The sequence below is a fragment of the Paenibacillus haidiansis genome (assembly GCF_036553665.1).
Lineage (GTDB): Bacteria > Bacillota > Bacilli > Paenibacillales > Paenibacillaceae > Fontibacillus > Fontibacillus haidiansis.
On sequence record NZ_JAZHPZ010000005.1, the window covers coordinates 97,281 to 123,749 of the forward strand.

Sequence of the window (26,469 nt, forward strand, 5' to 3'; positions counted from 1 at the left end):
TATTTTCAGGAGGAAGATTATATTCAGATTCTTGCTGTTATATTTTTTCCTAAACACTACAGGGATAAATCCTGTTTCTCTTTTAAAAAATGCACTAAAATAGGCGGAATTTGAAATTAAAATGGATGTGGCTTTCTTTAGGGCCTTGCCTCCAATTTCTATGAACGTCGGACTTGTTGAGATTTTGTCTATTTAGCTGTGATAGAATCTTGTCAAAATTTGCGATGAGGATAAGTAGATTATTGTCTACCACTTCCTGTGTGCTTTCTGAAATGAAAGGCTTACATAAGTCCCTTATAATGGGGTTTTTTGGGTATTTCCAATGCAAAGACTTCTATACAACTTTGAAAGGAACGATTAGAATGCAAAGCTATGACATGAATTTGCGGAAAATTGGGATTTTGTTTCTGATTTTTACTTTTGTCTTCACGGGATGGGGGTAAGTTTAGGAACTCCAGTCAGCTATGCTGCGGATGATGAAATTGGCATCTACGTCGCCAGTGATGGCAAAGACACCGAAGGTGATGGAACTCGGGAGAATCCTTATGCTACATTGCAGAAGGCCTATGAACGGGTACCCGACGGGGGAACCATATATGTCCTGGACAATATCACATTGACAGGTGGCGTTGAAGTAGTTGTTGAAATAAAAGAAGCCAAGCATATTACGATTTCTACTGCCCCTAATGTCGAAAATACCGCGGTGATTAAGCGTGGCCAGCCAAGCGCTAAAGTACTATTTCAACTAACTGATAAGAGCCAGCTAACATTAAGAAATATTATCATTGACGGCAACCTCGAAGGAGGGGCGCTTGATGGGAGATTATTTAATGTCTACTCTGGTTCAAAACTGATCATTGATGAAGGTGCTATTTTACAAAACAGCTACTCCAAACATGTGGGAAGTGCGATATATATCAATGACGCCGATACTGTTGTAGAAATGAAAGGTGGGGAAATTAGAGGCAATAATAGCTTGAAAGCTCCAGGTGCGGCGGTCGTGGTTGATGATGGAACATTTATTATGACCGGCGGCCTCATCACGAACAATAATGGCGGAGGAGTTCAGTTCCGCTATGCTACTGGTCAGATCGTTCTTTCGGGTGAAGCAAATATCACGGGAAATACATCTGCCGGAAAAGCACAAAATGTTAACCTAGCGATTTATAAAAGTCTGATTCTAAACGGTGTGTTTACTGGAGAAGCAGGTATTACCACGAATAGTATGGTACCAGGGGAGCAGTTTGGAAAAGTAGAAGAAGCCGGTATGGGTAGTATCGAAAATCTGCTTGCAGACTCCGGCTCTCTTCTTGCAAGTTATGATGAAAATAATAATCTGGTATGGCGATTATTCAAGAATGAATTGAGCCAACCGAGTAAGGATGACGAGATTTTAGGGAAACGTCCGACCCTGAAAGGTGTAACAGAACCTAATGCTAAAGTAACAATTGAGGTCGTGAGTGCCGAAGATCAGTCTCTCGTCATTACTGAAGAGGTAACCGCTGACGAAAACGGGGACTGGGAACTTGCAGTTAGTGAGGCCTTTGAAATAGGTAAATATGCAGTCACTGTTATAGCCAGTAAAAATAAAACTCAGTCTGAGCCTGTGACTAGACCATTTGAAGTAGGAGACGGTGTTTATGTAGCCAGCTATGGCAAAGACACCACAGGTGATGGATCTCCAGGGAATCCTTATGCTACATTGAGCAAAGCTTCTGCAGAAGTAAATGACGGGGGGACGATATATGTCCTGGACGATATCGAGCTGACAGGCGTTGGAATAGAAGCCAAGCAAATTACGATTTCTACTGCCCCTGAAATCAAAGAAACAGCGGTGATTAAGCGTGGCAAGCCAAGTGGTGCAATAGAAACGCTATTTGGTCTTAAAAATAGCCAGCTAACATTAAAAAATATTATCATTGACGGCGGCTTCGACAATCAACTGATCAATGGAAGAATCTTTAATGTCTTTGAAGGATCAAAACTGATCATTGAAGAAGGTACTATTTTACGAAACAGCAATTCCCAATATCATGGAAGTGCAATCCAAATCAGTGGCAACGGCTCGGTTGTAGAAATGAATGGTGGAGAAATTAGAGGCAATAAGTATGATCAACCGAATCCGCCGGTAGGTGCGGCGGTGTTGGTTGATTCTGGAACAAAGTTTATTATGACCGGCGGCCAAATCACGGACAATATTGGTGGAGGAGTTCAATCCCGCGGTGGTGAGATCGTTCTTTCGGGCGATGCAGTCATAACTGGGAATAAAAATTCGGCCGGAAGAGAGTTCAACGTTAACCTGGATGTCAATAAAACTCTTATTCTAAACGGTGTGTTTACTGGAGAAGCAGGTATTACCACGAAGAGTATGGCCCTGGGGACGCAGTTTGGACGAGTAACAGAAGACGGTTTGGATAGTATCGAAAATCTGATTGCAGATTCTGGCGCTCTTCTTGCAAGTTATGATGAAAACAATACTCTGGTATGGCGATTATTCAAGAATGAATTAACGCAACCGAGTAGCGATGGCGAGATTACGGGGACAAATCCGACGCTGAAAGGTGTAACAGAACCTTTTGCAAAAGTAAAGATTAAGATCGTTAGTGCGACAGATCCGTCTATCGTCATCACTGAGGAAGAGAGAACCGCTGACGAGAGCGGGAACTGGGAGCTCCCAGTTGATGAGGCCCTGAATATCGGTCCATATAAGATCGAAGTTATAGCCGATAAAAATAAAACACAGTCGGAGACTGTGACTAAACAATTTGTAGTCGTAGACAAATCACAATTGCAGGCGAAAGTAACGGAAATCAACGATGAAGAGCTGAAAGCCGAAGACTGGACCAGCGAGAGCTGGATAGAGTTACAAGAAGCGTTAGAGGCAGCCCAAGAAGTGCTGGAAAAGGAAGACTCTACCCAAGCAAAGGTGGATGCAGCCTATGCGGCGCTGAATTCAGCAAGAGAGGCGCTTGAAGAAGTCGCAGCGCCAGCAGTAGACAAAGCCGAGCTGCGAGCGGAAGTAGAACTGTCTAAAGGCCTGACCGAGACAGACTACACGGAAGCGAGCTGGGCCGCGTATCAGGTGAAACTGACGGCAGCCCAAGAGGTGCTGGAAAGGGAAGATGTTACCCAAGCAGAAGTGGATGCAGCCTATGCGGCGCTGAATTCAGCTAGAACAGCGCTGGAAGAAATCACAGCGCCAGCAGTAGACAAAGCCGAGCTGCGAGCGGAAGTAGAACTGTCTAAAGGCCTGACCGAGACAGACTACACGGAAGCGAGCTGGGCCGCGTATCAGGAGCAACTGACGGCAGCCCAAGGAGTGCTGGAAAAGGAAGACGCTACCCAAGCAGAAGTGGATGCAGCCTATGCGGCGCTGAATTCGGCTAGAACAGCGCTGGAAGAAATCACAGCGCCAGCAGTAGACAAAGCCGAGCTGCGAGCGGAAGTAGAACTGTCTAAAGGCCTGACCGAGACAGACTACACGGAAGCGAGCTGGGCCGCGTATCAGGAGCAACTGACGGCAGCCCAAGAGGTGCTGGAAAGGGAAGACGCTACCCAAGCAGAAGTGGAATCGGCACTGAAAGCGTTGGAGAAAGCCAGAAAAGACTTGGCGCACAAGTCTGGATCGGTAATCATCGTACCATCAACCGGTGAGTTGCAGTGGAGCGTCACCGATGACGTTTACACCATGACCGTCAACAATAGTATTAGAGAAATTTCATTTACGGTCACACCAGCGAGCTCGGACATAAAGATCACGATCAATGGCAAGCCCGTTGAGAGCGGAGTAGCCAGTGACCCGATTACTTTGCAAGTAGGAACCAATGAAATCATCGTCAAGGTGATAGAGCAAGACGGCAGTATGAAGGCCTACACCATTCACGTGACGCGGAGGTCTGCGTCTGGAGGTGGCAGCGATAATTCGAATACAGGCGGCAGCGGAAGCTCGAATACAGGTGGAAGCTCGAATACAGGTGGAAGCTCGAATACAGGTGGAAGCTCGAATACAGGCAGCTCGGGCCAGCCGTCTAATATAGAGAAAATCACGGTGGAGGTCGAAGCGAAAGGGGAAGGCGCAGTCGCCAAGACCGAAATCGTGCGGACAACCAACTCCGATGGCACCAAGAGCGACAAAGTAACCTTCAAGGCGGACATAGCGGCAGAATCCGTGAAGAAAACGCTGGAGATGGATGCTTCCGCCGTACGCATCGTCATTCCGGATGACAAGGACGAAGTGAAAGACGTGCGTGTCGATGTGCCGCTGGATGCGTTGAAACTTGTGCAAGAATCGGGTCTCGATCTGGAGATATATACCGATAACGGGCTGATTACGATTCCGAACGATTCGTTGGTCGGCTTGAACGAGAATCTCTACTTCTACCTGGTACCGATCAAGCAGGAGAGCGATCGCAAGCAGGTTGAAGACCGGGCGAAGCAGCAGCAAGTCGTACGGGAAGTGTTGCAAGACGGAAACGTATATGTGGTCGATCGTCCATTTACGATTGAGACGAATATGTCGAGCCGTTCGGTATACATCACATTGCCAATGGACAGCAGTCATGTGCCGACGGACGCAGACAAGCGGAAAGTATTCCTGGCGAATCTGGCTATCTTCATTGAGCATAGCGACGGAGAACGGAAATTGGTAACGCCGGAGATCGGCGACTATACGGAAGGCAAGCTGGGCCTGAGCTTCAGCATTGAGAAATTCAGTACGTTTACGATTCTGAACCTGAATAAGGAAGCGGACGGTATGCATCAGGCCTACATCGTCGGCTATGCGGACGGTACGTTCAAACCGGCTGATTCTCTGTCGCGTGCTCAAGTTGCGATGATCCTGTATCGCTTACTGGGGCAACAAGCGAACGGAGAGGCTGTAGTTTATCCGGATGTGCCGGAGCATCACTGGGCACGTGAATCGATTGAATTCGTAACGAATGTGGACCTCATGAAGGGTATGCCGGACGGCAGCTTCCAGCCGGACAAAGCGATCACAAGAGCGGAACTGGCCGCGATCATTGCGCGTTGGAAAGGATTGACGGGCGAAGCGGGCCATCCTTTCAATGATGTCGCCGGACATTGGGCGGAAGAGCAAATTGCGCAGGTGTTCGAAGTCGCGTTTCAAGCTATTGAGGAAGCGTCTCAGGATCATTATTACAAGCTTCGGTTGGAAGGCGGAGAAATCATCCTGGAGTAGATAAACAGAAGTACGGGGACTAAAATCAGAAATGGCGATGCAGGGGCACTTCCCTTACATCGCCATTTTTGTGCAAAGAGTATGAATGTTGCCGAGAAGTTTTTGTCATTGCCCTTACCATGCCCTTGCATCCCTGTAGAGAATTTGTAGAGACTAGGCTTTTAAACTATGAAAAAGAAAGTTGTGGAAATTTGGGTGAACGTGTAGGTATCCTGAGCCGATTATCCAAGGTATTAACGTAAGTTTTTTGGGTCTTGTCGAAAAAAGTCTAATAATTTACACTAATTAGGTAAATCTTCTCAATTTTTAGATATTAAAATTAGAACTAAAGTAGGCTGGTCATATGTAGCTATCCTATTGTCGATGTCTTTCATGGGAGAAGATTTTGTGAGAAGAGAGCACTACTACATATGCCAACAAGCCAATCAGTTTCTATAGAGGAGGTGAAAAAAAGAAGGAACTTCGCAAGTTACATCTCGGTAGATGACCTTGCTGTAGATAAGAGATTTAATAATTTCGTGAATGGAGGGGCTTTTTGTATTGAAGCGAAAACGCAGTGTAAGTAAAACAGTGCTATCTTTCTGCTTGGCGATATTGCTTGCATTGCAGGCGGTGACGCTCCCTGCCTCCGCATATGCGGGGAGTGCGCAAGACGGTTTCGGGACGGCAGCCGGACCGTATTCGGTAACCGAGGCCGTGTATGACGATCCGTCGTCGGTGACTGAAGCGGTGTACGAGATGCCGCCCGATTTCCTAATGATGGCGGTAGATCCGGCGGACAAAACGTCGGTCATAGAGGCCGCCAATTCGCCTTTTCCACTGGAAGTCATACAGGACGAGAAAACTGTGCCGGATGATGGTACTGGTATCATTAACGGCAGACAGCCATTCACCCTGAGTCTGACCAATCTCAAAGTGCCGGTGTATGGCGACGATCAAAGCGCCGATCCTGAGTCGATCATCCAGAAGGGCGACAAGGTGATTTTTGACAAAGCCACTTACTTCCCCAGGGTAAACCTGACGGCAACAGGCAGCAAGGCGATCATGGTGGGAAGCCAGAAAATCGCGACCGCTACTTTTAGCGAGGCTGCCGTCACCATTACTTTTGATGGTGATGATGTGTTTTTTAACGGTATCAAATTCGGTGTTCTAATCAACCTAACACTCGCCGCAAAAGGGGATCTATCGGAAATAGACTACGGGGAGGATGGAACAGCAGACATATTCGGCAAGCAATATACCATGAATAATCCTCCGCTGACCCCTAAGTACAGTATAGCGATAAATGCTCTGGACAGTGTTAAACCGAGCCAGTACGGCTATGTTAACCTAGGTAAGAATTCCTTTGCAGACGGAACAATTACGTGGAAGGTCGATATTGCAGCAACTGACCTGAATGATAACACTATTCCGCTGTCGCTGGAAGGAACGACATTTTATGACGACCTTAGCAAGGATGTCAGCTACAACGCTGCCGGTGTCTATGTGGAAGATTCGTTCACAGTCAACGAGCAGAAGGTGACTCCGGTTTATGCAGACGGTGCGCTGTCCTACACCTTCCCGCCGGGCTCTGACGATAAGGCGACCATTACTTTCAAGACGTGGATTCCAAAGGGATTATACTATTATGAGTACCAGCCTGTCCCTGGAAATGATGGCGGTCAGAAGATCGCTACTACCGCTCAGTTGAAGGATGAGAACGGGAATGAGTTGATCAAGGCAAGCTCTTATCGCGTCAACATTTATCCCGATTGGATTCAACAAACCGGTGTGGTGAGCAAGCAGGGGGAAGACACCTTTGTGACATGGACCATCGATGTGAACCGAAATTACAACAAGCAGGGTCTAAAGAACTTCACCATCACTGATGCTCTGCCGAACGGGCTGATTTTTGAATCGGCCGCTTATCAACTGTGGGATACAAACACGAATAATTGGTCTGCGTCAACAACAATTACCCCGACTGGCGAAAACAATGATACTTATTCTATTCCTGGAGGGGAAAACAACGCTGTTAGGCTAGTCATTTTGTCCAAAGTTGACAGTGGCAGCAACTTCAAGAATTGGGCTCGCGCCAACTGGAAGCTGGAGAATCCTCCGGGGGGCCTACAGGACAACGATGCGACTGTAGGGGATAACCCCCAAACCGTGAGTGCTTTCGCAGAGATCACCGTTGGCGCGCATGGTTTGACCAAGAGCGGCACATTGACCGCTGACGATCTCAAGATCGGTGCCGCCACATGGACGGTGACTTTGACACCGCAGTATGATGATCCCGGCACAGTGGTGTATGACCTGCTGGTGCACAGCAGAACCCCGAACTTCATCGATCCCAGCAAGCTGGATTCGAAGGGTAAGGTGGATTCAACGGTTTTGACGACACTTGCAAACGGTGTTAAGGGGAATACAGATTTGATCGGCCTGCAGTTTCTTGAGGATTCCTTTACTACTGCCAGCGATGATTTGGAATGGGAAGTGATCCCCCTGTATCAGGACGATGTTCAGGTGGCGGATCTATTGAAGGTCAGCGGTTACACGGACAAGCAAGCGAGCTTCACCTTCCGTACATTGATGACCGACCCGAAACAATTCGCAGGGCAGTATTCGACTTCGGGTTACGCAGCCCCTAGATACAACCGTGCATATTTGTTTGACGGTGTTAAATATTCAAATATTTATGCACAAAATTATGTAAATCGTCACGGAAATATGCTTGATAAGGGGATGCTCTTCGCATCCATACCTTTGAAAGCGGACGGCACACCTGAAAAGAACGTTACGTCTAACGATATCAACAGCTACATTACGAACGATAGTAACGAGGCATGGACGATCGCGGGCTATGACCGGGTGACGAAAACTGCGACTTTCCGTCTCGCAGTTAATCATAAAGGCTTGGACACTGAAGAGATGGCTAAGTACGGCGCAAATCGGGTAGCCAGCGACATTCAGCTGGTGGACACCTTGCCTGAGGGCTGGGAATTTGTCCCCTATGATGCGAGCGGGAAATTCTATGAGCTTTATCGAGGCTATTCAAGCAATAATTCGGATACGGGGTACGGTACCCAAGTTAAGGCCGAGAGCCCTATTCCGCCAGACTCTGATGCCCATGTAGTCAGCTTCTCTCGTAACCAAAGCGGCAACGTAGGCACCTTTACCTTCTCCAAGCTGGAAAGTCCTTACGTCATTTTTGTGAAAGCAAGCCCTACGGCGGAGAAGCTAAATGCAGAGATCGCGGCGGGCAAGACGAAATATGAGGGAGTTAATGAAGCTGAGTTGACGATCAAGTGGGGCGACGTTGAAATCAAGTATACGGATAGCCGCAAAGTGATTGTTCCGCTTAGTTCATTGACCAAGACGGTAACCAAGCCTGCCCCAGGCATTCAGGAATGGACGGTGAACTACGCCCCGTCCTTCGCAATGACGGATGAAGTCTATTTGCAGGACACCCTAGGGGCAGGGTTGAAGCTGCGTGAGGATGAGAACGGCAAGCTATCGCTGACATCTCCGGATATCGCGGTCTACCGTGCCACGATGACCCCGAGCGGAGCTCTCGCAAGGGATGGCGCGGCGCTCGATTTAACCGGTCCCGACCCTGAGGTCAGAGTGGAGATGCAGAAATCCGATGGCAATCCCACCAAGCTGATTTTCAAGATGAAGGACCCGAACCAGTTCTACCAATTCGTCTATCAGACCGAGTCGAGCGGGATGTCTCCCGGAATAGTCGGCAACAAAATCGAGCTGTTAGGCGATGACAGCCTGCCGCCCGTCGAGGCAAGCGAGCAAACCACGTTGGATGCCAATGACGTAAGCGGCGCCGCAGGGTCTAACGGCGTGCTGTATATCCAAAAGGTGGACCCCGCAAACAAGTCGCTGCCGGGCGTTGAGTTTACGCTGTATGAAGCCGATGGCGTAACGGAGGCGAAGAATCAGCAGGGGAATACCATCAAAGGAACTACGGACGCCAACGGTAAGCTTATGCTGCTGATCCCGACACCGGGGCTCTACCAGTTGAAGCAGACCTATATCGACGAGAATACTTATCTGCCTACCACAACGGTTTACACGGTGCGTGTTGCCGACGTGAAGGACAGCCCGACCTTTGTGGACGGTGAGCTCGTGACTTTGTCTGACCCGGTGGTTGTGCCAACCCCGGTATGGGTACCCGGCGATTTGCAGCTGAACACGGCGATCGAAGGACAAGGAGCGGACCCGGACAAGGAATTTGAGTATACGATTACTTTCAGCAACCATAAGTCGTATTCCTATACCGGCTCCATAACCGGCACCGTGGCCGATGGCGGAACCGTTAAGCTGAAAGGCGGCCAGTCCATCACCATCGAGGATATTCCGGACGGCATCACTTATACCATCGTCCAGGAAAATTACGCGGTAGAAGGCTACACGACCGATCCGGAGAATCGGACGCGTACCGGCAGCATCGTGGCGGAGCAAACGGTCGAAGCGAATTTCGTTAACGCCAAGTACCTCCTCGGCCAACTGACGATCGGGAAGACGGTCGAGGGTAATGGCGGGGACAAGAACAAGGCGTTCGATTTCACCGTAACTTTCGGTGGTCCGGGTGCGGACGGAACGTATACGTATACGACGTCGGACGGTATGACGGGAACCATCCAATCCGGCGGCCAAATCTCCCTCAAGCATGGAGAAACCGCCGTGATCGACGGGATTCCTAGGGATACAACCTATACCGTTACCGAAGCCGATTATACGAGCGAAGGCTACACGACAACTTGGCCGGACCGGAAAACGACGGGCACCATTACCGAGGGAGGCGACCATGAAGAGAGGATCGTCAACACTCGGATGGTGTACGGCGGACTGCTGATCGGCGAGACGGTGGAAGGCACCGGAGCGGACAAGAGCAAGGGGTTTGTATTTACGGTTGAATTCCCGGACGCCGCTGCAGGTGACGCTTACGCCTATACGAAGTCGGACGGTACTACGGGAACGGTCAAGACCGGCGGGACGATTACCCTTAAGCATGGGGAAACCGTCGGCATTGAAGGCATTCCGAGCGGTGATCGCTATAAAGTCACCCAAACCGATTATTCGGACGAGGATTACACCGCTAACCCGGAGAACCGGGAATATAGCGGCACGATCGTGGAGAAAAAGATTGAAGAAGCGCGCTTCGTCAATGCGAAGTATCTCCCCGGCAACCTGACGTTGACGGCAAATCCGGATACCGTTCCTGGAGACGGCGAGACGCCTTCGGAACTGACGGCCATTTTGACCGATTATGCAGGCAAACCGGTTGCGGACACCGAGATCGTCTTTACACTGCCGGATAACACCGAACGCAGAGTAACGACCGATGCGGAAGGGAAAGCCGTCATCCTTTATATACCGCCGAAACTGGAAACTGCAATAACTGAGAAGCACACCATTATAGCCAAAGTGGACAGTCTGACGGAAGGGAAATTGAGCGCCGACACGGAAGTAACTGCCGTTCCGGCGGCGATCATCGGAGTGTTGCGCGACAATGAAACGGGCGAAGTGATTCCGAATGCGACCATTGTCATTACCGACAAAACGAATGGCAACGAGCAAGTGATCACGACCGACGCCTATGGCGCGTACTTCCACCCTGTGACGTATGGCGGCGACTATACGATCAGCTACACGAAAATGATTAACGTAAACGGTGTTGAGAAGCCGTTCATCTTCACGCAAAAAGCGTATGTCGATGGCGATGTGAAAGGCGGCAAACTGATTCCGGCGGACATTACGGCTGTAGGCGTCGTGCTTCTGAAGCAGTCTGGAGGACAGGATTCGCTGCTGAGCAGCGAGCTCGCCGACAAGATGCGCATTTATTTGAAGGATGCGGACGATAATTATATTGAAGAGAACGGCCATCCCAAGGCATTTCCGGTGGCTTCGAACGGCAGCTTCTCCGTGGATGGCTTATCCGCGGGGAACTACAAAATGGAAGTGCGTTACGAGTTTGCGCCAGGCATGGAACTGACAGTCATTCGGGATGCGAATCTGGATGTCAAGGCGACTGGGGAATTAAATATTTCTCAGGAGCTCGTTGACCCGTACGGCATCATTACGGACGAAAAGACCGGCATGGTGATCGAGGGCGCCGAAGTGACGCTGTACTATGCCGATACAGAGCGGAACAGGAAGAAAAACATCGTGCCGGGCACGAAAGTGACATTGTCTGAAATTCCGGGCTTTGAACCTAACAATAACGCCAGCCCAAGTCAGAACAGCGACGAGAACGGCGCCTACGCGTACATGGTGTTCCCGGACACGGATTATTATCTGGTTGTAACGAAAGCCGGGTATAAAACTTATACGAGCCCGATTATCTCGGTCGGAACCGACATCGTACGCCACGATATAGAGTTGAATGCGGTAAGTTCCGGCGGTGGCAATGGCGGTGGCAACAACGGATCCAGCGGCGGTAATAACGGATCCGGCAACAGCAACAACGGATCCGGCAATGTCGACAATGGAACCGACACCAGCAACAACGGAACTGACAACGTCGACAATGGAGCCGACACCAGCAACAACGGAGCTGACAACGTCGACAATGGGGCCGACACCAGCAATAACGGAGCCGATACCAGCAACAATGGTGCTGACACCAGCGACAACGATGCTGGCAACGTTGATAATGGAGCCGATAACGGAACCAACGGAGCGGATAACGTTGATAATGGAGCCGGTAACGGCAACAACGAAGTCGGCAACGGCGACACTGAGCTGGACGATGCTCCGAAAACCGGAGACAATAGCGTATCGCCAATCTTCTATATGGCTTTGGCGCTAATGTCCTTGATGACGATCGGGTTCTGTCTAGCAGGTAACAAGAAGAAGAAACACATCCAATGACCGGAAAGGCGGTAAGGAAATGAGTAAAACTAAAAAATTTCTTATCGCCGTTTCCCTCCTTGTGTTGGTATTTTCTCTCGCCAGTCTTGCGAGAGTTCTCTTGCGAGATTATGCTGAGCGGCAGAAAATCGAAGAGCTGACAAAAGTTTGGGAGGAAGGGTCGGACAACGGCGGAGGGGATGCATTCCCCTCCCTTTTGTTCAATAAGGCGAATGAGCCGGTCATGCTTCCCGAATTTCGAGAGCTTTACGAGAGGAATCCGGACATCGTGGGTTGGCTAAAGATTGACGGCACCCGAATTGAGTACCCGGTCATGCAGAATCCACAGGATGCGGAGTACTATCTCAATCATGATTTCGATAAAAAGGAAAACAAAGGCGGCCTCCCCTTTTTGGACGAGCACAGCCGGATCAACGGTTCGGACATTTTGCTGATTCACGGGCATCACATGAAAAGCGGCTGGATGTTTAAAGATTTGATGAAGTACAAGAACGAAAGCTTTTATAAAGAGCATGCTACGTTCCAGTTCAGCACGCTTTACGAAAAGGAAGAGTATGAGATTGTTGCCGTTATTCTGTCACAAGTTTATCGCAAATCGGACGACGGTTTTAAATACTACCAGATTGAGAATGTAAGCACGCCAGCCGAGTTCGATTCGTATGTTCAGAACGTCAAAAATCTTGCTCTTTATGACACGGGCGTGACAGCCCAGTATGGCGATCAGCTTATTGTACTGTCAACCTGCGAGTATTCGACCGACAACGGTCGATTGGCCGTGGTCGCCCGAAAGCTGCAATAATATATCGAAACACGAAATCAATCTGCTTCCTGTCGCGTTCTCCCGTTGGAGGACGCGATTTTTTCCAATTTGGTTGCTATACGGCAAGCTATATGAATAGCAAATCCCGTATCAATCTCCACCGATCTATGATATAGTAGATGAAACCCATAGGCATTCCACTCTTCAGAGTGGGGTGCCTTCGTCTATATTTGCGGGTTTTTTACATTTAATGTATTGCTATCTATCTGAAAGGATGGAGGTCCGGATGCTATGTTTCTCTATTAATCCCCGATCAGGGGAGATTCGACGGCTGCTGTTACAGCGCTAAGATCACTCATGTAAAGGAGAGGTAGAGCATGGCTGCATGCATTCATACAGAAAGACGTCCGCGATTAAATTCTTCGGGACTACGCAATTTACGTCAGGGGGGGCGTTTGCCGGGGGTTGTGTTCGGTAAAAACGCAGATAACGAAATCATTCATATTTCCACTAAACAATTTGAAAAGTGGCTAAAGCAAGGGACATCCGGCTTCATTGAGCTGCAGATGGAAGGTGACCGGTCAATGACCGTGCTGCTGGAGGATCTTCAGCGGAACCCGGTAACCGGAGAGCTTGTCCATGTCGACTTTCAGCTCGTTCAGACGGGTGAGATCATTCGTACGAAGCTCGGAGTGAAATTCGTAGGTACTCCGATCGGAACGAAGTCGGGCGGAGCTGTGCAAATCCAGGACCCGTTTGTTGAAGTGGAGGCTTTCCCGAAAGACTTGCCATCTACCGTTGAACTGGATATCAGCGCGATGGAAATCGGAGATACGCGCTTTGTGAAGGACCTGATCCTACCGCCTAATGTGACGGTCATCTCCGGGGATAACGAGCTTCTCATATCCGTGTCGAAGCCTTAATGATCATAAAGTGAGAAAGGCTATCACAATAAACATGTAATCGAATAGAACCACTCTGTTCCCCGCTGAAGCGGGAAACGGAGTGGTTCATTTGCTGTTATTTATTCTGGAGGATCCTGCCCTTTACCTCACCAATTTTGATTTCCCCATTACCTGATTGCGTAATAGATACATCTTTCGCTACGTGGTCGACATCCAGGCTGCCGTCACCGACTTGTACCTCGACTGATCCGCCTACCTGATCGGCCGAAATATGGCCATTGATATTGCTAATAACCACATCCGAACCGATTTCGCGAATAGTGATGTCGCCGTCCCGGTTATCAATTTCAAGTGATCCTGACAGGTTCGACACTTGAATATCTCCATTGATGTTGTCAATCTTGGCATTAGACGATAGCTCTGAAATGCGGACATCACCGTCACGATGTGACTTAATTTCCAGGTCAAGCTGCTTCGGGACTTTGATTTCCAAATCGACTGCTCCCGACCCCGTAGCAAGGAATTGCCCTCTAAACCGTGCATCTAAATAAGCGGTGTCTTCCTGTGCCTCCAGCCTTAGTTCCAGTTTATTCACGCTGACCCCATCGGCTTTGGCCAAAGCATCGACTTCAATCTTATCCGAATCAGAGCTCCCCAGAATCTTAATATCCCCATTCCGATGATCAATGACAAGCTTCGTCAGACCGTCCGCTTGTAGTTTCAATTTCTCCGCCGCTGATTCCCCTTTTGCTCCACAGGCCGTAACCAGCAGCAATAGCGCTACAAGTAGAAAGCCATGCATGATTTTCACTCTATTCATAATGATTCTCCATTTCCTTTGCAGAATTTTTGTCCTTTAAAAATCTGCTAATCTCAGACCACATCGCGCTTTACAAACAAAGGGTAAGATATTAAATGCATGATTGCGAGATGGAGCAAGATAAACGCAAGGGAGAAGCCTAACGTTACCCCGTCAATAGAAGGGTTTCCGTAGATGAACGGCGTAAGGTCGGTGTGGGAGAAGATGAAATACTTCGTCCAGGCCCAGCCGTCCATAGCGATCGCGATAACGAACCCAGCCAACGAGACGAGCAGGGAAATCACGATGGAGAAGGTGGTGCTTCGAAAGGCGGCGGAAATCATAAATGCCAACGTAATCGCGATAAGCAGGAATGGGATATTAAGCAGATACCCTGCAAGTAAAGCTTGCAGCATCGGAACTTCTCCAACCGCATGATCTTTAACATAGAAATAGCTGTCCGCCAATCCATCGAAACCAAATATGAGGCCGCCAAGGAGAATCGATGCGAGTACTCCGACTGCCGATAGCATAAGCCCGAACAGGATGGTGGTGATATATTTGGAAATGTAGATTTTGGTGCGACTAGCCGAACGGGTCAATAGAAACTTAATCGTGCCGGATACGAATTCTGCGGCCACGATCTCGCCGGCGATAATGACGGAGATGAGGGACACTGCAAAAATGATATTCCGCACCTGACTTACCGCAAAGTTCCACGCATTATTACTTGGTTGGGTGTTTTGATCCAAATAGTATTGATTGAGCAAGATGTTTTTCTCGGCTTGTTTGATTTCTATCTTCAGCGCATCCGGCTCGGCGGCTTCCTCGCGGAATTGCATATTTTCTTGTTCCAGCTGAGTTCTCCAATCGTCACTTGTAGTGCCGCTCCCGGCTGTCTTCAAATTCACGATTTGGAGCAGTACGTACACCAGGGCTATGGCAATCAGCACCCACGTACGCTTCCGTTTATAAATCTTCATGTTTTCATTGCGAATTAATGGAATCAATGTCCTTCTCCTCCCGTTATCTCCATGAATTTGTCTTCCAGGGTCTTCTTGACCGAATGAACGCCGTACACGTTAATTCCGGAAGCCATCAGCTTCCGGCTGACCTCCGGAATTTTCGCCTTGGGGATATGAACTTGTATGTTCTGCTGATCGGTCGTGATTTCTTTGCCGGACATGATCGATTGCAGAATCTGTACCGCCAAATCGGGACGGTCGACCTCGAATCGGACTTGGGTTCGTTCGTCATCGGCCATATCCGATATTTTATGAACGCCAACCAGCTTACCCTTTTGCAGAATCGCAACGCGGTCGCACATCATTTCCATCTCGGACATGAGATGACTGGAGATCATAATGCCGACACCTTCTTTGTGCGCCAGATCCTTCAAGTGGCCTCTAAGCTCGCGGATACCCGCCGGATCGAGTCCATTGGTAGGTTCATCCAGCACAAGCAGGGAAGGCTTATGGACGAGAACGACGGCAAGGCCTAAACGCTGCCGCATGCCCAGGGAGTAGGTCGCTACTTTATCATGGATGCTATGCTCCAATCCAACGAGAGCAATGACTTCCCGGATCCTCGCTTCTGTCACACCCGGAGTCATACGGGAGAAGTGAATCAAATTGTCATAACCTGATAAATATTTGTACAAATCCGGATTTTCCACGATCACGCCTACATGCTTCATCACTTTTTCAAAGTGGGCATGAGCATCTGTGCCATCAATCAGTACTTGGCCTCCCGATTTGGAAATAAGGCCGACGATCATCCGAATCGTCGTTGTTTTTCCTGCCCCGTTCGGACCAAGGAGTCCCAGGATTTCTCCTTTATCCACTTCCAGCGTCAACTGATCGACAATGGTCTTGTTTCTTACCTTTTTCGTGAGACTACTCACTTGCAGCAGCGACAATGCAAACACTCCTTTTAATAGCAATTGGAATAAGATATAATTTCCGTATTCTGGCGGATTCATCTCAGCCATCCTCAAACTAACAGAACGGTTGTCATAAAGCCGAGTGACAAGGAGTCATGACCTTGATATGACAAGGAAAAACGGGCTTTTACCGCTCATTTCAATAAGAGTGAACGGAGTTGTGCATATGCGCCTTCCTAAACAAAACCGGTGGTCGTGGCAGGAATGGACCATGCTTGCCATCCGTACCCTATGGGTCTTCGCCGTTATTATTTTGATGTACCGGGATCAGCCCAGCTTTCCTTTCTGGATGGTGCTTGTCCCTCTTTTACTGTGTAATCTCATCCCCTTTTTATTTGTGAAAGGACGCTACTACCAATATCTGATTGCGGAGTGCTTGTTTGCCGGTGGAGTATCCTTGTTTCTCGCCTACGACCTTGGCTTAATAAGACTGTTCCCGCCCGTTCTCTTTACGATTGCATTCTATAGCCGGGGCCGTTCCCGCTGGTACTCGCTGCCCATTGCTGTGATGCTGTTCGTTTTGAGCGCAGGGAATTCCATCAGCTCGTCGTTGTCGCATTCTGTCATATGGCAAAGCATATTCGATGCGATGGTCATTTATGGCGTGAGTTTTGCATTGCAAAAAGGAGCGTTGGCAATCAATGCCATCAAACAGAAGCTTGCGTTGATCAAAAAGCAATATACGATTTTGGAGCAGTATTCCTCGCAAATTGAAAGAATGACGCTGCTGGAGGAACGTTACCGTATGGCTCGCGAGCTGCATGATACGATGGGTCATACTTTTACTTCCTTAATTCTCGGGATGGAGACATTGAAGTCCCATATTCATTCGAATGAGGGAGACGCCAAACTGCAAGGTATGCTCAAGCTGGCGAGAACGGGGCTGGACGATATTCGCCGTCAGGTGCATCAGATGGACCCCATTGAGGAGGCACTGCCTTTGGATCGATCGCTGCTTCAAATTATGGATGAGTTCAAGATGAACACCGGGATTCGGGTTATATTCCGCACGATTGGCGAGCCGTACCCTGTAATGAAGCAGGCCAAGCTTGTCTTGTACCGCTGCTTGCAGGAGACTCTAACCAATGCGAGTCGCCACGGGCAGGCCAGCGTGATTCAAGTTCTTCTTCAATATGAACATGCGCAGGTAGTGCTGCAGGTGCAGGATAATGGCAGAGGCGACGATCATCTTCAATTTGGATTCGGTCTGACAGGCATGAAGGAGCGACTGGCCCCATTGCAAGGTAAGCTCTACATCCATTCGCAAGCGGACTCAGGTACGATGGTAACCTGTACGATCCCCAATACTTCTAATGAAGGCGTACAGAAGATCAAAATTCTGCTGGCGGATGACCAACCCTTGATCCGTGAGAGCTTAAAGCTGCTGTTAGGAGAAGAGAAGGACTTTGAAGTAGCGGTTGTTGGCGACGGCAAGCAGGCCGTTGCCCAATGCGGGGAGTATAGCCCCGATATTGTATTAATGGACATCAAAATGCCGGAAATGGATGGTATCGCGGCTACAAAGTCCATTAAAGAAATGTGGCCGGACATTCGGGTCATCATGATTACGACAATAGAGGATGTCTCTCTGGCGTCCGAGGCACTTCGTATCGGGGCGGAGGGCTATCTGTTGAAATCGATACACCCTAAGGAGTTAGCCGCGACTATACGGCTCATATATGGCGGGGGAACGATGATTTCGCGGGATATGGCCCATCAATTGTTCCAATACCAGACGGGAGATAAGGCAGCGAATCCGTACGAACTGACCGAACGGGAAACCGATGTCCTCCGGTGCCTGATTGAAGGACTTCGTAACAAGGAAATTGCCCAGAGACTCCATCTGTCGGAAGGCACGGTGCGCAATTATATATCATCTATTTACCTGAAGCTGCAAGTAAATGGCCGTGAGGAGGCTGTAGAGAAGGCGAGGGTTGAGTGTCTGACATAACGATGCGCAATAGGGAAAAGGGGCACCACAACAAGTGGTACCCCTACACTACGCTGGACAAATTCCTTTACTTTATTCCCTTCATATACCCCTGAATTTTCGAGGAGAACGCAAAGAGCAGAATACCGAGGAGAATGGCCGCTCCTCCAATAACGCCAAAGTATGCCATCTCGTTGGCAGGCGAATAAAATCTGACAATCTGCGCATTAATCGCTTGGGCAGCCGCATTGGATAAGAACCATAAGCTCATGGTCTGGGCTGAAAAGGCCGCGGGTGCCAATTTTGTCGTTGCCGATAGTCCTACAGGAGACAAGCATAATTCCCCGAGCACAACGATGAGGTAGCTAAGGACGAGCCATAAAGGATTAACCAAGGAATGCTCACCGCCGAAGTAAGCCGGCAAGAGGATCACCAGGAAGGATAATCCGGCAAACAATAGGCCCAAGGCGAATTTTCTCGGGATCGTGGGCTGCCGTTTTCCAAGCTTCATCCATAACCAGGCAAACATGGGGGCTAAAATGATAATAAATAAAGGATTTAAAGACTGAAACCAGGCCGGCGAAATATGCAGTCCGGCAAAATCCAATTGCGTACGTTTATCCGCATAATTGGCAAGGATGGTTGACCCTTGTTCTTGAATCGCCCAGAACATAATCGCTGCAATAAACATCGGAATATAAGCAATAAGTCTTGAGCGTTCCACGCTGGTTGTTCGGGGACTCCGGAACATGACAATAAAATATAGGGTTGGAATCAGAATTCCCAGAATACCTACGACCGTGATAAAGGAATTAAACGTTAACAGACCTAGCGGAATCGTAATAGCGACGACTACAGCGAGAAGCACTGCACCGATACCGACGGTAAGGAACACTTTTTTTCGTTCCGCCGGTGATAACGGGCTTGCGATTAAAGTGCCTGCAAGGCCGAGGTTTTTCTTCTTGGTATAGATAAAAATGATTAACCCCAGAAACATACCGACGGCTGCAATGCTGAAGCCCAGGTGAAAATTGTAATCCATGCCGATGGTTCCTACAACTAGCGGAGCAATGAATCCCCCGAGGTTGATACCCATGTAGAATATACTGAATCCCGCATCCCGGCGCTCATCATCTTCACTGTAAAGTTCTCCTACAACGCTGGATACATTGGGCTTCAGCAGGCCCGTGCCCAGTACAATCAGAACCATGGAGATAAAGAATAATGAAATGCTGCCTGGAATGGCCAGGGCGATATGCCCCAGCATGATGAATATCCCGCCGTAGAATACGGCATTCGATGCTCCGAATATCCGGTCCGCTAACCAACCCCCAATAATGCCGGACATGTAGACAAGTGAACCATAGATCGACATAATGGCGAGAGCTGTGCTCTCATCCATGCCTAGTCCGCCTTGACTCACTTCGTAATACATATAATAAACAAGGATAGCCCTCATTCCGTAATAGGAAAAACGCTCCCAAAATTCTGTGAAGAACAGCGTAAACAACCCTTTGGGATGTCCAAAAAATCCCCGTTGCGGAACGCTCTTCACAATTTTTTGTTTGTCTAAATCAGCCATGCTGATACTTCCTCCTTGGGGCAGTAAATTTTATTGCTAAAAGTAATATCCTTTAGTAAGAATACCCATTATGATCCACTTTCAACTTTCCAGGCCTACTTAAACCCTTCAAGAGGGCTACAAAAAATTAGAATACAACATTGGTGAAAAATTGTACATGATATAGATGGCTGGAATGATTTTCTTCCGAAAGCAAAAGCCCCTCCGCCGTTCTGGCGGAAGGGGCCGGGTAAAGCTTCAAAAACGCGGTCATGACGACGGCGGGGCATCACAGGGACGCTGTAGTCCCTTTTTTTGTTCTTTCCGCCAGCCTAATAATCGACTCAATGTCTTGATCGGTTAATTGATCAAGAAAATGCTTGCGTATTGCCTTGGCAACGATGGGGCGGGCCTCATCCAATGCCGATTTTCCGACAGATGTAATGGTTACTTGAACACCACGATCTGTGACTAATGTTTTCCTCAACACAAGTCCGCGTTTCTCCATCCGCGTCAGATGATGTGACAATCGGCTCTTATCCCAGTCCATCGATTCGGCCAATTCCTGTTGGCGAAGGCTGCCGTCGCCCAAAAGGTCCAACCGATCCAATACCCCGTAATCGCCCTCGGATAGTCCTGTTTGCTCGGACATCTCTTTGATTACGCGACCGAAGATGCGCTGAAAGGAGCCTTTCCACATATACCATAGTTTCATTTCTTCTTCGTTCAGTTCGCTCTTATTCATAGCTACATAATATCATGGTTGACGCGTCAATTTCAATGTGTTACAGTGTTTAATGCAGTTGACATGTCAACCTGTTACAACACTGCATGTTGTGCTCAATTTTTCTTTAAGAAAGGAACATTTATTATGGATATGAACATAAGTACGCCCACTCCGGTCGTTTCGGTGAAGCCGGTAGTGTTGCCGGCCCCGGGCCGTGGCGAGGATCTGCAAGTGCGGGTGTCAGCGCCTGCGACTGGACGGGATTTGCCTATAATTGTTTTCTCGCATGGCTTTGGATGGTCGCTGGACGGCTATGCCCCTTTGGCCGACTTCTGGGCTGCCCACGGCTTCGCGGTCATTCAACCCACCCATCTTGATTCCAGGACGCTAAATCTTCCGCCCGACGATCCCCGTACACCACTGATCTGGCGCTTCCGAGTCGAGGACATGAAGCGAATCCTCGACCAGCTCGATCTCATTGAAGCTTCCGTGCCGGGCCTCGGCGGGCGCCTCGATCGAAGCCGTATCGCCGCAGCCGGACACTCCTGGGGAGGCCAAACGGCGAGCATGCTGCTCGGCGCGCGAGTCCTCGATGCCCACGGCGAACCGGGAGAAGATATGTCCGACTCGCGGATCAAGGCGGGCGTGCTGCTTGCTACAACCGGCTTGGGCGGAGCTGACTTGACTCCGTTCGCGGCAGAGCATTTCCCGTTTATGAACCCGAGCTTCTCGGACATGAATACGCCGACCCTTGTTGTAGCCGGGGACCATGACCAATCACTCCTGTCCACTCGGGGACCGGACTGGTTTACCGACCCGTACTTCTTGAGTCCCGGCGGCAAGAGTCTGCTTACTCTGTTCGGGGCGGAACACTCGCTTGGCGGAATTCCCGGCTACGAGGTCAAGGAAACAACGGACGAGAACCCCGAACGAGTCGCCTTGCTCCAGCGGCTTACGTGGTCTTATCTTCGCGATGCGCTCGGCCTCGACAACTCCGGCTGGCGGGCGGCTCGCACAGCTCTGGAAGAGAGCGCCAACCCGTTAGGTCGCATTGAGTCCAAGTAAGAACCTGACCTGAAGGCCACAACGACCTAACCCTCGCGAGTATGAGGAGAATCCCGCTAAGATAAAAAAGACCCCTCAAGACCCCTCGGAAGAGGGGTCTTTTTGCTAGGTTGCGAATAGGAGATAAGCACCTTGGATTGTCCCGGGACTGGATTATAAAAATTTTGACCATAGACGTATTGGCCCATCGGGAGCTACACTAGGGAAGGCGACAAAGAATAGATATTAGGAGCTTGTTAAACGTGACACTTACAGATCGTACTCCTTCATGGAAAAAACTTAGTCTTTTTGCCGTGACCTGGCCTATTTTCATCGACTCTGTGCTGCGGATGCTGCTGGGCACGGTCGACGTGTTTATGCTAAGCCGCATCTCCGATAAGGCGACCGGAGCGGTTGGCTTGGCCAACGAAATTATTTACTTCTGCATTCTGATGTTCGGCTTTGTCGGCATCGGCACCAGCGTCGCGGTTTCCCAGTATATCGGCGCCGGACGGGAGAAGGAGGCAAGCCGCGTCTCGGCGCTCGCCATTACGATGAACCTGATTTTCGGGATTCTCGTCAGTCTGGTCCTCTTTCTTTATGGGGAGCCTCTCCTGCATCTCTTGAAGTTAGATCCCGAGCAAATCGGAATCGCCAGCCATTATTTAAAAATCATCGGCGGTTTTATGTGGGTCGAGGCGCTTTCTTACGCGGTGTCGTCGGTCATTCGTGCCAGCGGACACACCAAAAGCGTGATGTTTGTAACGCTAGGCGTCAATATTATCCATGTGACGGGAAATTATTTGCTCATTTTCGGGAACATGGGCTTTCCGGAGTGGGGTGTGACGGGAGCGGCGATATCCACGGTCGTTAGCCGTTTGCTCGGCATCATCGTGCTTTTTATCATTTTGTATCGCCGGATTCCTGCACCGATCCGCGGCAAGGATTATGTGGCGTGGAAGGGTTCCTACGTGAAACAGATTTTGAGCGTCGGCTTGCCCGCCGCGGGCGAGCACCTTTCCTGGCAGTCGCAGTACCTCATGATCATCAGCTTTGTCAATATGATCGGCATTACTGCGCTAAACACCCATGTTTACGTCATGAATATATCGAACTATTTTATGGCGCTTGCCATGGCGATCGGGTCGGGGACGGAAATCATTGTCGGACAAATGGTCGGTGCGGGGGAAATGAAAGCGGCCTACAGGCGGCTCATAAAAAGCGTGAAGATCAGCTTTGCGTTAACTTTAGTCATCGTCGGTACGGCAGCGATATTCCGGCATGAGCTGATCGGCATGTTCACGAAGGACCCCGGAATCATTGCCGCCGGAGCGAGTATTTTTTTGCTCTCCATCGTACTTGAACCCGGCCGAACCTTTAATACGGTCATCATCAATTCGCTACGCGCCGCCGGGGATGCGCGTTTTCCAGTGTTGATGGGCGTGTTCTCCATGTGGGGAGTCGCGGTCCCGCTAGCCTATGCGCTGGGCATTCACTTCGGGATGGGGCTGTTTGGCATATGGATCGCTTTTGCGGTCGACGAATGGCTGCGCGGACTCATCATGCTGCTTCGCTGGAGAAGCCGGGCCTGGGAGAAGAAGGCGCTGGTGAAGCCGGCTTCCGTTCCGGAAAACGGCATGGGAGCGGAAGCTTAAACAGGCATATTTATGGATTGGTATCGCAAACAGCCGCTCCCCTTGGGAAGCGGCTGTTTATTTTGCCCGCGAGTCCGGAGTCCAAGACACTCTTATTTTCTCTCCTGCACGGTCTCTCCTTCAATTAGAACAGGCTGATAATAGACATTGTCTTTTAGATCCTTCTTCCCCTGCAGCTTTTTAATGACCCAGTCGGCGGCGTCGCGGCCCATTTGCTCCTGGGGATGGGTCAGTGTCGTCAGTTTGATGTTTGCATTCTTGGCGATATAAGAATTGTCCTGGCCGATCACCGATAAGTCATCCGGAACCGCAAGCTCCAACTGCCGGCATACATTGATCACTTCAAGACCTACTTCATCGTTGTAGCAGACAATCGCCGTTAACGCGTCCCGGTTGTCCGTCAGGAATGTCTTTAAGTTCACGGACAAGTCCTGCTTCGTCTCCGTATCAAAAGAGAGCACCTGCTCCGGGCGGAACCGCAATTTGGCTTCTCCCAGCGCTTTGATGTACCCCTTCATGCGGTATTTCCCTTGTAAATCGTCCATTTTGGCAATGATTCCGATTTGGGTATGTCCTTTGGAAATCAGCTCCCGGGTGGCCAGATAGCTGGACTGTACGTCATCGAGACACAGGAAAGGAACCTCAAGCTCTTCATAATAAGCGTTGATCATGATGAAGGGAACGTTCTGTTCTTTGAACGACAGGTAATAAGCGATGTTGGGATTGTACAGATTGCTCTTCGTGGGCTCGATGATCAGACCGTCCACACCGTAAGACAGCATCATTTCCAGCGCCTTTTTCTCCTGGGCGACATCATTATTGGTGCTGGCCAATAGCAATGAATAGTTATCCTCGTTCAAGCGGCTTTCGATCCCCCGAATGATCGAGGGGAAAATGTAATCCGAGAGATAAGTCGTGATGACCCCGATGGTCCGCTGATTGGAATTTCCGCCGGATTTGGCCCGGTATTGGCTGCTGACGTAGGTGCCGGAGCCTTTTTCGCTTCGCAAAAAGCCCTCCTTGGACAGTTCCATAATCGCCTTTCGAACCGTCTGCCGGCTGACGTTGTATCTGTTCTGCAGCGCCGATTCCGTCGGAATTTGTTCGCCCACGCTGTAAGTCCCCGACAGAATATCGCTTTTTATATCCTCAAGGATGACCTGATACTTTGGTTTCATCTCGATTCACTTCTTTCACCGTTGTTCGAATACGAATTCATTTGCTGATCATAGTTGTATGTACATATTTTAACATGAATATAAGAATATTATAATCGAACAACCCATATGTATAAATATGAAACTTAATATAGGTTAAGAGAATAGCTCCTGTTACATTTGTAGGTATATCTTTTTAGCCGTATTGACAAATGTACGAACAAAAAATATACTAGGGCTGACAATAAAGGAAAGCGTATTCTTACGGGGATACATTTAAAATAACAGTTGCAGAGGGGAGTAGCGTGAGCATGGATCAGGACGTCAAACAAGCGATTGCCAATGGAGCAACCTCTCTTGGGATCGAATTAGGATCCACACGTATCAAGGCGGTGCTGATCGATTCCCGGTTTGAAACGATCGCATCGGGAAGCCATGAGTGGGAGAACCTCCTGGTAGACGGGTATTGGACGTACAACTTGGCGGATATCATCAAGGGTCTGCAAGCGGCATATGGCGAAATGAAGCAAGAGGTGAAACGGCAATACGGGGTTACTCTTCAATCCGTCGGTTCGATCGGCTTCTCCGCGATGATGCACGGGTATATGGCTTTCGACAGCGCGGGAGAGCTGCTCGTTCCGTTCCGGACCTGGCGGAATGCCACGACCGGCGCCGCGGCCAAAGCATTGACGGACTTGTTCCGGTTTAACATCCCTGAACGCTGGAGTATCGCTCATCTGTATCAAGCGATTTTAAACGAAGAGCAGCATGTCCCTCGGATTGACTATATTACGACCTTGGCCGGATACATTCACTGGCGGCTGACCGGGAGCAAGGCTCTGGGGATCGGAGATGCTTCGGGCGTGTTCCCGATAGACGAGGCCACGCAGGATTACAATGCCTCGATGATTCGGCAGTTTGATGAGCTCATTGCAGCCAAGGGATACCCTTGGAAGCTGAGCGGTATTCTTCCCAAGGTTTATAACGCAGGCGAGCAGGCCGGCGTATTAACCGCGGAAGGGGCCGCCATTCTGGACCCGTCCGGGGATTTGCAGGCGGGGATTCCCCTCTGTCCTCCGGAAGGCGATGCCGGAACGGGAATGGTCGCCACGAACAGCGTAAGAAAGCGGACCGGCAACATTTCCGTGGGAACCTCGGTTTTTGCCATGATTGTATTGGAGAAGGAGCTTTCGGCGGTATATCCGGAGATCGACATAGTCACCACGCCGGACGGCAGTCCGGTCGGCATGGTGCATGCCAACAATTGCTCCAGCGACATCAATGCCTGGCTGGGCTTGTTCCGCGAATTCTATGAGGCGATGGGGCAAAAGGCGGATGCCGGCCAATTGTTCAGCGTCATGTTCAATAAAGCGCTGGAGGCGGACCCTGACGGCGGGGGCTTGCTCAGCTACGGCTATTTCTCCGGCGAGAACATTACCGGCATCGACAAAGGACGGCCTTTGTTCGTTCGCTCGCCGGAAAGCCGGTTCAATTTGGCCAACTTCATGCGGACGCATCTGTTTACCGCTTTTGCCGCTTTGAAGATCGGGATGGACATTCTGACCAAGAAAGAAAACGTGGCGATCGACAGCATTCTGGCTCACGGCGGGCTGTTCAAGACCCCGGTCGTCGGGCAGAAAATGGTCGCGGCCGCTCTTAATGTCCCGGTTTCCGTCATGGCGACGGCCGGAGAAGGCGGAGCGTGGGGGATGGCGATCCTGGCGGCTTACCTGACGAACAAGGAGGGGCAGGAACCCCTGGACGCCTTCCTGGAGAACAAGGTCTTTAAGGATGCGAAGGGAGAAGAAATTCATCCTGATGCTTCCGATGTGCAAGGCTTTGAGCTCTTTATGGAAAGATACATCAAGGGTCTTGCGATTGAGCAGGCTGCTGTAGATCATCTGGTGGAGAACTGGAGGGAATAA

The 26,469-nt window shown here is 49.7% G+C and carries 14 protein-coding genes; 8 read left to right on the top strand and 6 right to left on the bottom strand.

Features of this window, described 5'->3' with window-relative positions; all coding sequences use genetic code 11:
- Positions 1 to 433: 433 nt before the first annotated feature.
- The 4 genes from V3851_RS12075 (at position 434) to V3851_RS12090 (ending at position 13,747) form a co-directional block, all read left to right on the top strand.
- Positions 434 to 5,197, top strand: coding sequence for an S-layer homology domain-containing protein (locus V3851_RS12075; RefSeq protein WP_331846791.1), 4,764 nt, complete (start codon positions 434 to 436; stop codon positions 5,195 to 5,197).
- A 540-nt stretch (positions 5,198 to 5,737) separates the two neighbouring features.
- Positions 5,738 to 12,064 (top strand): MSCRAMM family protein, encoded by a 6,327-nt coding sequence (locus V3851_RS12080; RefSeq protein WP_331846792.1) that lies wholly within the window; start codon positions 5,738 to 5,740, stop codon positions 12,062 to 12,064.
- 19 nt (positions 12,065 to 12,083) lie between these two features.
- The gene (locus tag V3851_RS12085; protein ID WP_331846793.1) at positions 12,084 to 12,863 is read left to right on the top strand and encodes a class B sortase; all 780 of its coding nucleotides are present in this window, start codon (positions 12,084 to 12,086) and stop codon (positions 12,861 to 12,863) included.
- A gap of 338 nt (positions 12,864 to 13,201) precedes the next feature.
- A complete protein-coding gene (locus V3851_RS12090; RefSeq protein ID WP_331846794.1) occupies positions 13,202 to 13,747 on the top strand; it encodes a 50S ribosomal protein L25 in 546 nt (181 codons plus the stop codon).
- Between the two features lie 97 nt (positions 13,748 to 13,844).
- Here V3851_RS12090 and V3851_RS12095 read toward each other — a convergent pair whose 3' ends face one another.
- The 3 genes from V3851_RS12095 to V3851_RS12105 are packed head-to-tail and all read right to left on the bottom strand — an operon-like array spanning position 13,845 to position 16,446.
- Positions 13,845 to 14,549, bottom strand: a complete 705-nt coding sequence (locus V3851_RS12095; protein ID WP_331846795.1) for a DUF4097 family beta strand repeat-containing protein — start codon at positions 14,547 to 14,549, stop codon at positions 13,845 to 13,847.
- A gap of 53 nt (positions 14,550 to 14,602) precedes the next feature.
- A complete protein-coding gene (locus tag V3851_RS12100; RefSeq protein WP_331846796.1) occupies positions 14,603 to 15,538 on the bottom strand; it encodes an ABC transporter permease in 936 nt (311 codons plus the stop codon).
- Positions 15,535 to 16,446, bottom strand: coding sequence for an ABC transporter ATP-binding protein (locus V3851_RS12105; protein ID WP_331847053.1), 912 nt, complete (start codon positions 16,444 to 16,446; stop codon positions 15,535 to 15,537). Before V3851_RS12105 ends, V3851_RS12100 begins: the two co-directional genes overlap by 4 nt.
- A 190-nt stretch (positions 16,447 to 16,636) precedes the next feature.
- Between V3851_RS12105 and V3851_RS12110 the strand changes: the two genes are divergently transcribed.
- Positions 16,637 to 18,421 (top strand): hybrid sensor histidine kinase/response regulator transcription factor, encoded by a 1,785-nt coding sequence (locus tag V3851_RS12110; protein WP_331846797.1) that lies wholly within the window; start codon positions 16,637 to 16,639, stop codon positions 18,419 to 18,421.
- A gap of 67 nt (positions 18,422 to 18,488) precedes the next feature.
- Here the strand turns inward: V3851_RS12110 and V3851_RS12115 are convergent, their stop codons facing one another.
- On the bottom strand, positions 18,489 to 19,982 hold the full coding sequence (locus V3851_RS12115; RefSeq protein WP_331846798.1) for a peptide MFS transporter: 1,494 nt from the start codon (positions 19,980 to 19,982) through the stop codon (positions 18,489 to 18,491).
- A gap of 268 nt (positions 19,983 to 20,250) precedes the next feature.
- On the bottom strand, positions 20,251 to 20,706 hold the full coding sequence (locus V3851_RS12120; RefSeq protein WP_331846799.1) for a MarR family winged helix-turn-helix transcriptional regulator: 456 nt from the start codon (positions 20,704 to 20,706) through the stop codon (positions 20,251 to 20,253).
- Positions 20,707 to 20,832: 126 nt separating this feature from the next.
- Between V3851_RS12120 and V3851_RS12125 the strand changes: the two genes are divergently transcribed.
- Entirely contained in the window at positions 20,833 to 21,753 is a 921-nt protein-coding gene (locus V3851_RS12125; RefSeq protein ID WP_331846800.1) for an alpha/beta hydrolase family protein, read from the top strand.
- Between the two features lie 242 nt (positions 21,754 to 21,995).
- Positions 21,996 to 23,387, top strand: coding sequence for an MATE family efflux transporter (locus V3851_RS12130; protein WP_331846801.1), 1,392 nt, complete (start codon positions 21,996 to 21,998; stop codon positions 23,385 to 23,387).
- 92 nt (positions 23,388 to 23,479) lie between these two features.
- Here V3851_RS12130 and V3851_RS12135 read toward each other — a convergent pair whose 3' ends face one another.
- Positions 23,480 to 24,565 (bottom strand): GntR family transcriptional regulator, encoded by a 1,086-nt coding sequence (locus V3851_RS12135; protein ID WP_331846802.1) that lies wholly within the window; start codon positions 24,563 to 24,565, stop codon positions 23,480 to 23,482.
- A 290-nt stretch (positions 24,566 to 24,855) separates the two neighbouring features.
- Between V3851_RS12135 and V3851_RS12140 the strand changes: the two genes are divergently transcribed.
- On the top strand, positions 24,856 to 26,469 hold the full coding sequence (locus V3851_RS12140) for a xylulokinase (protein WP_331847054.1): 1,614 nt from the start codon (positions 24,856 to 24,858) through the stop codon (positions 26,467 to 26,469).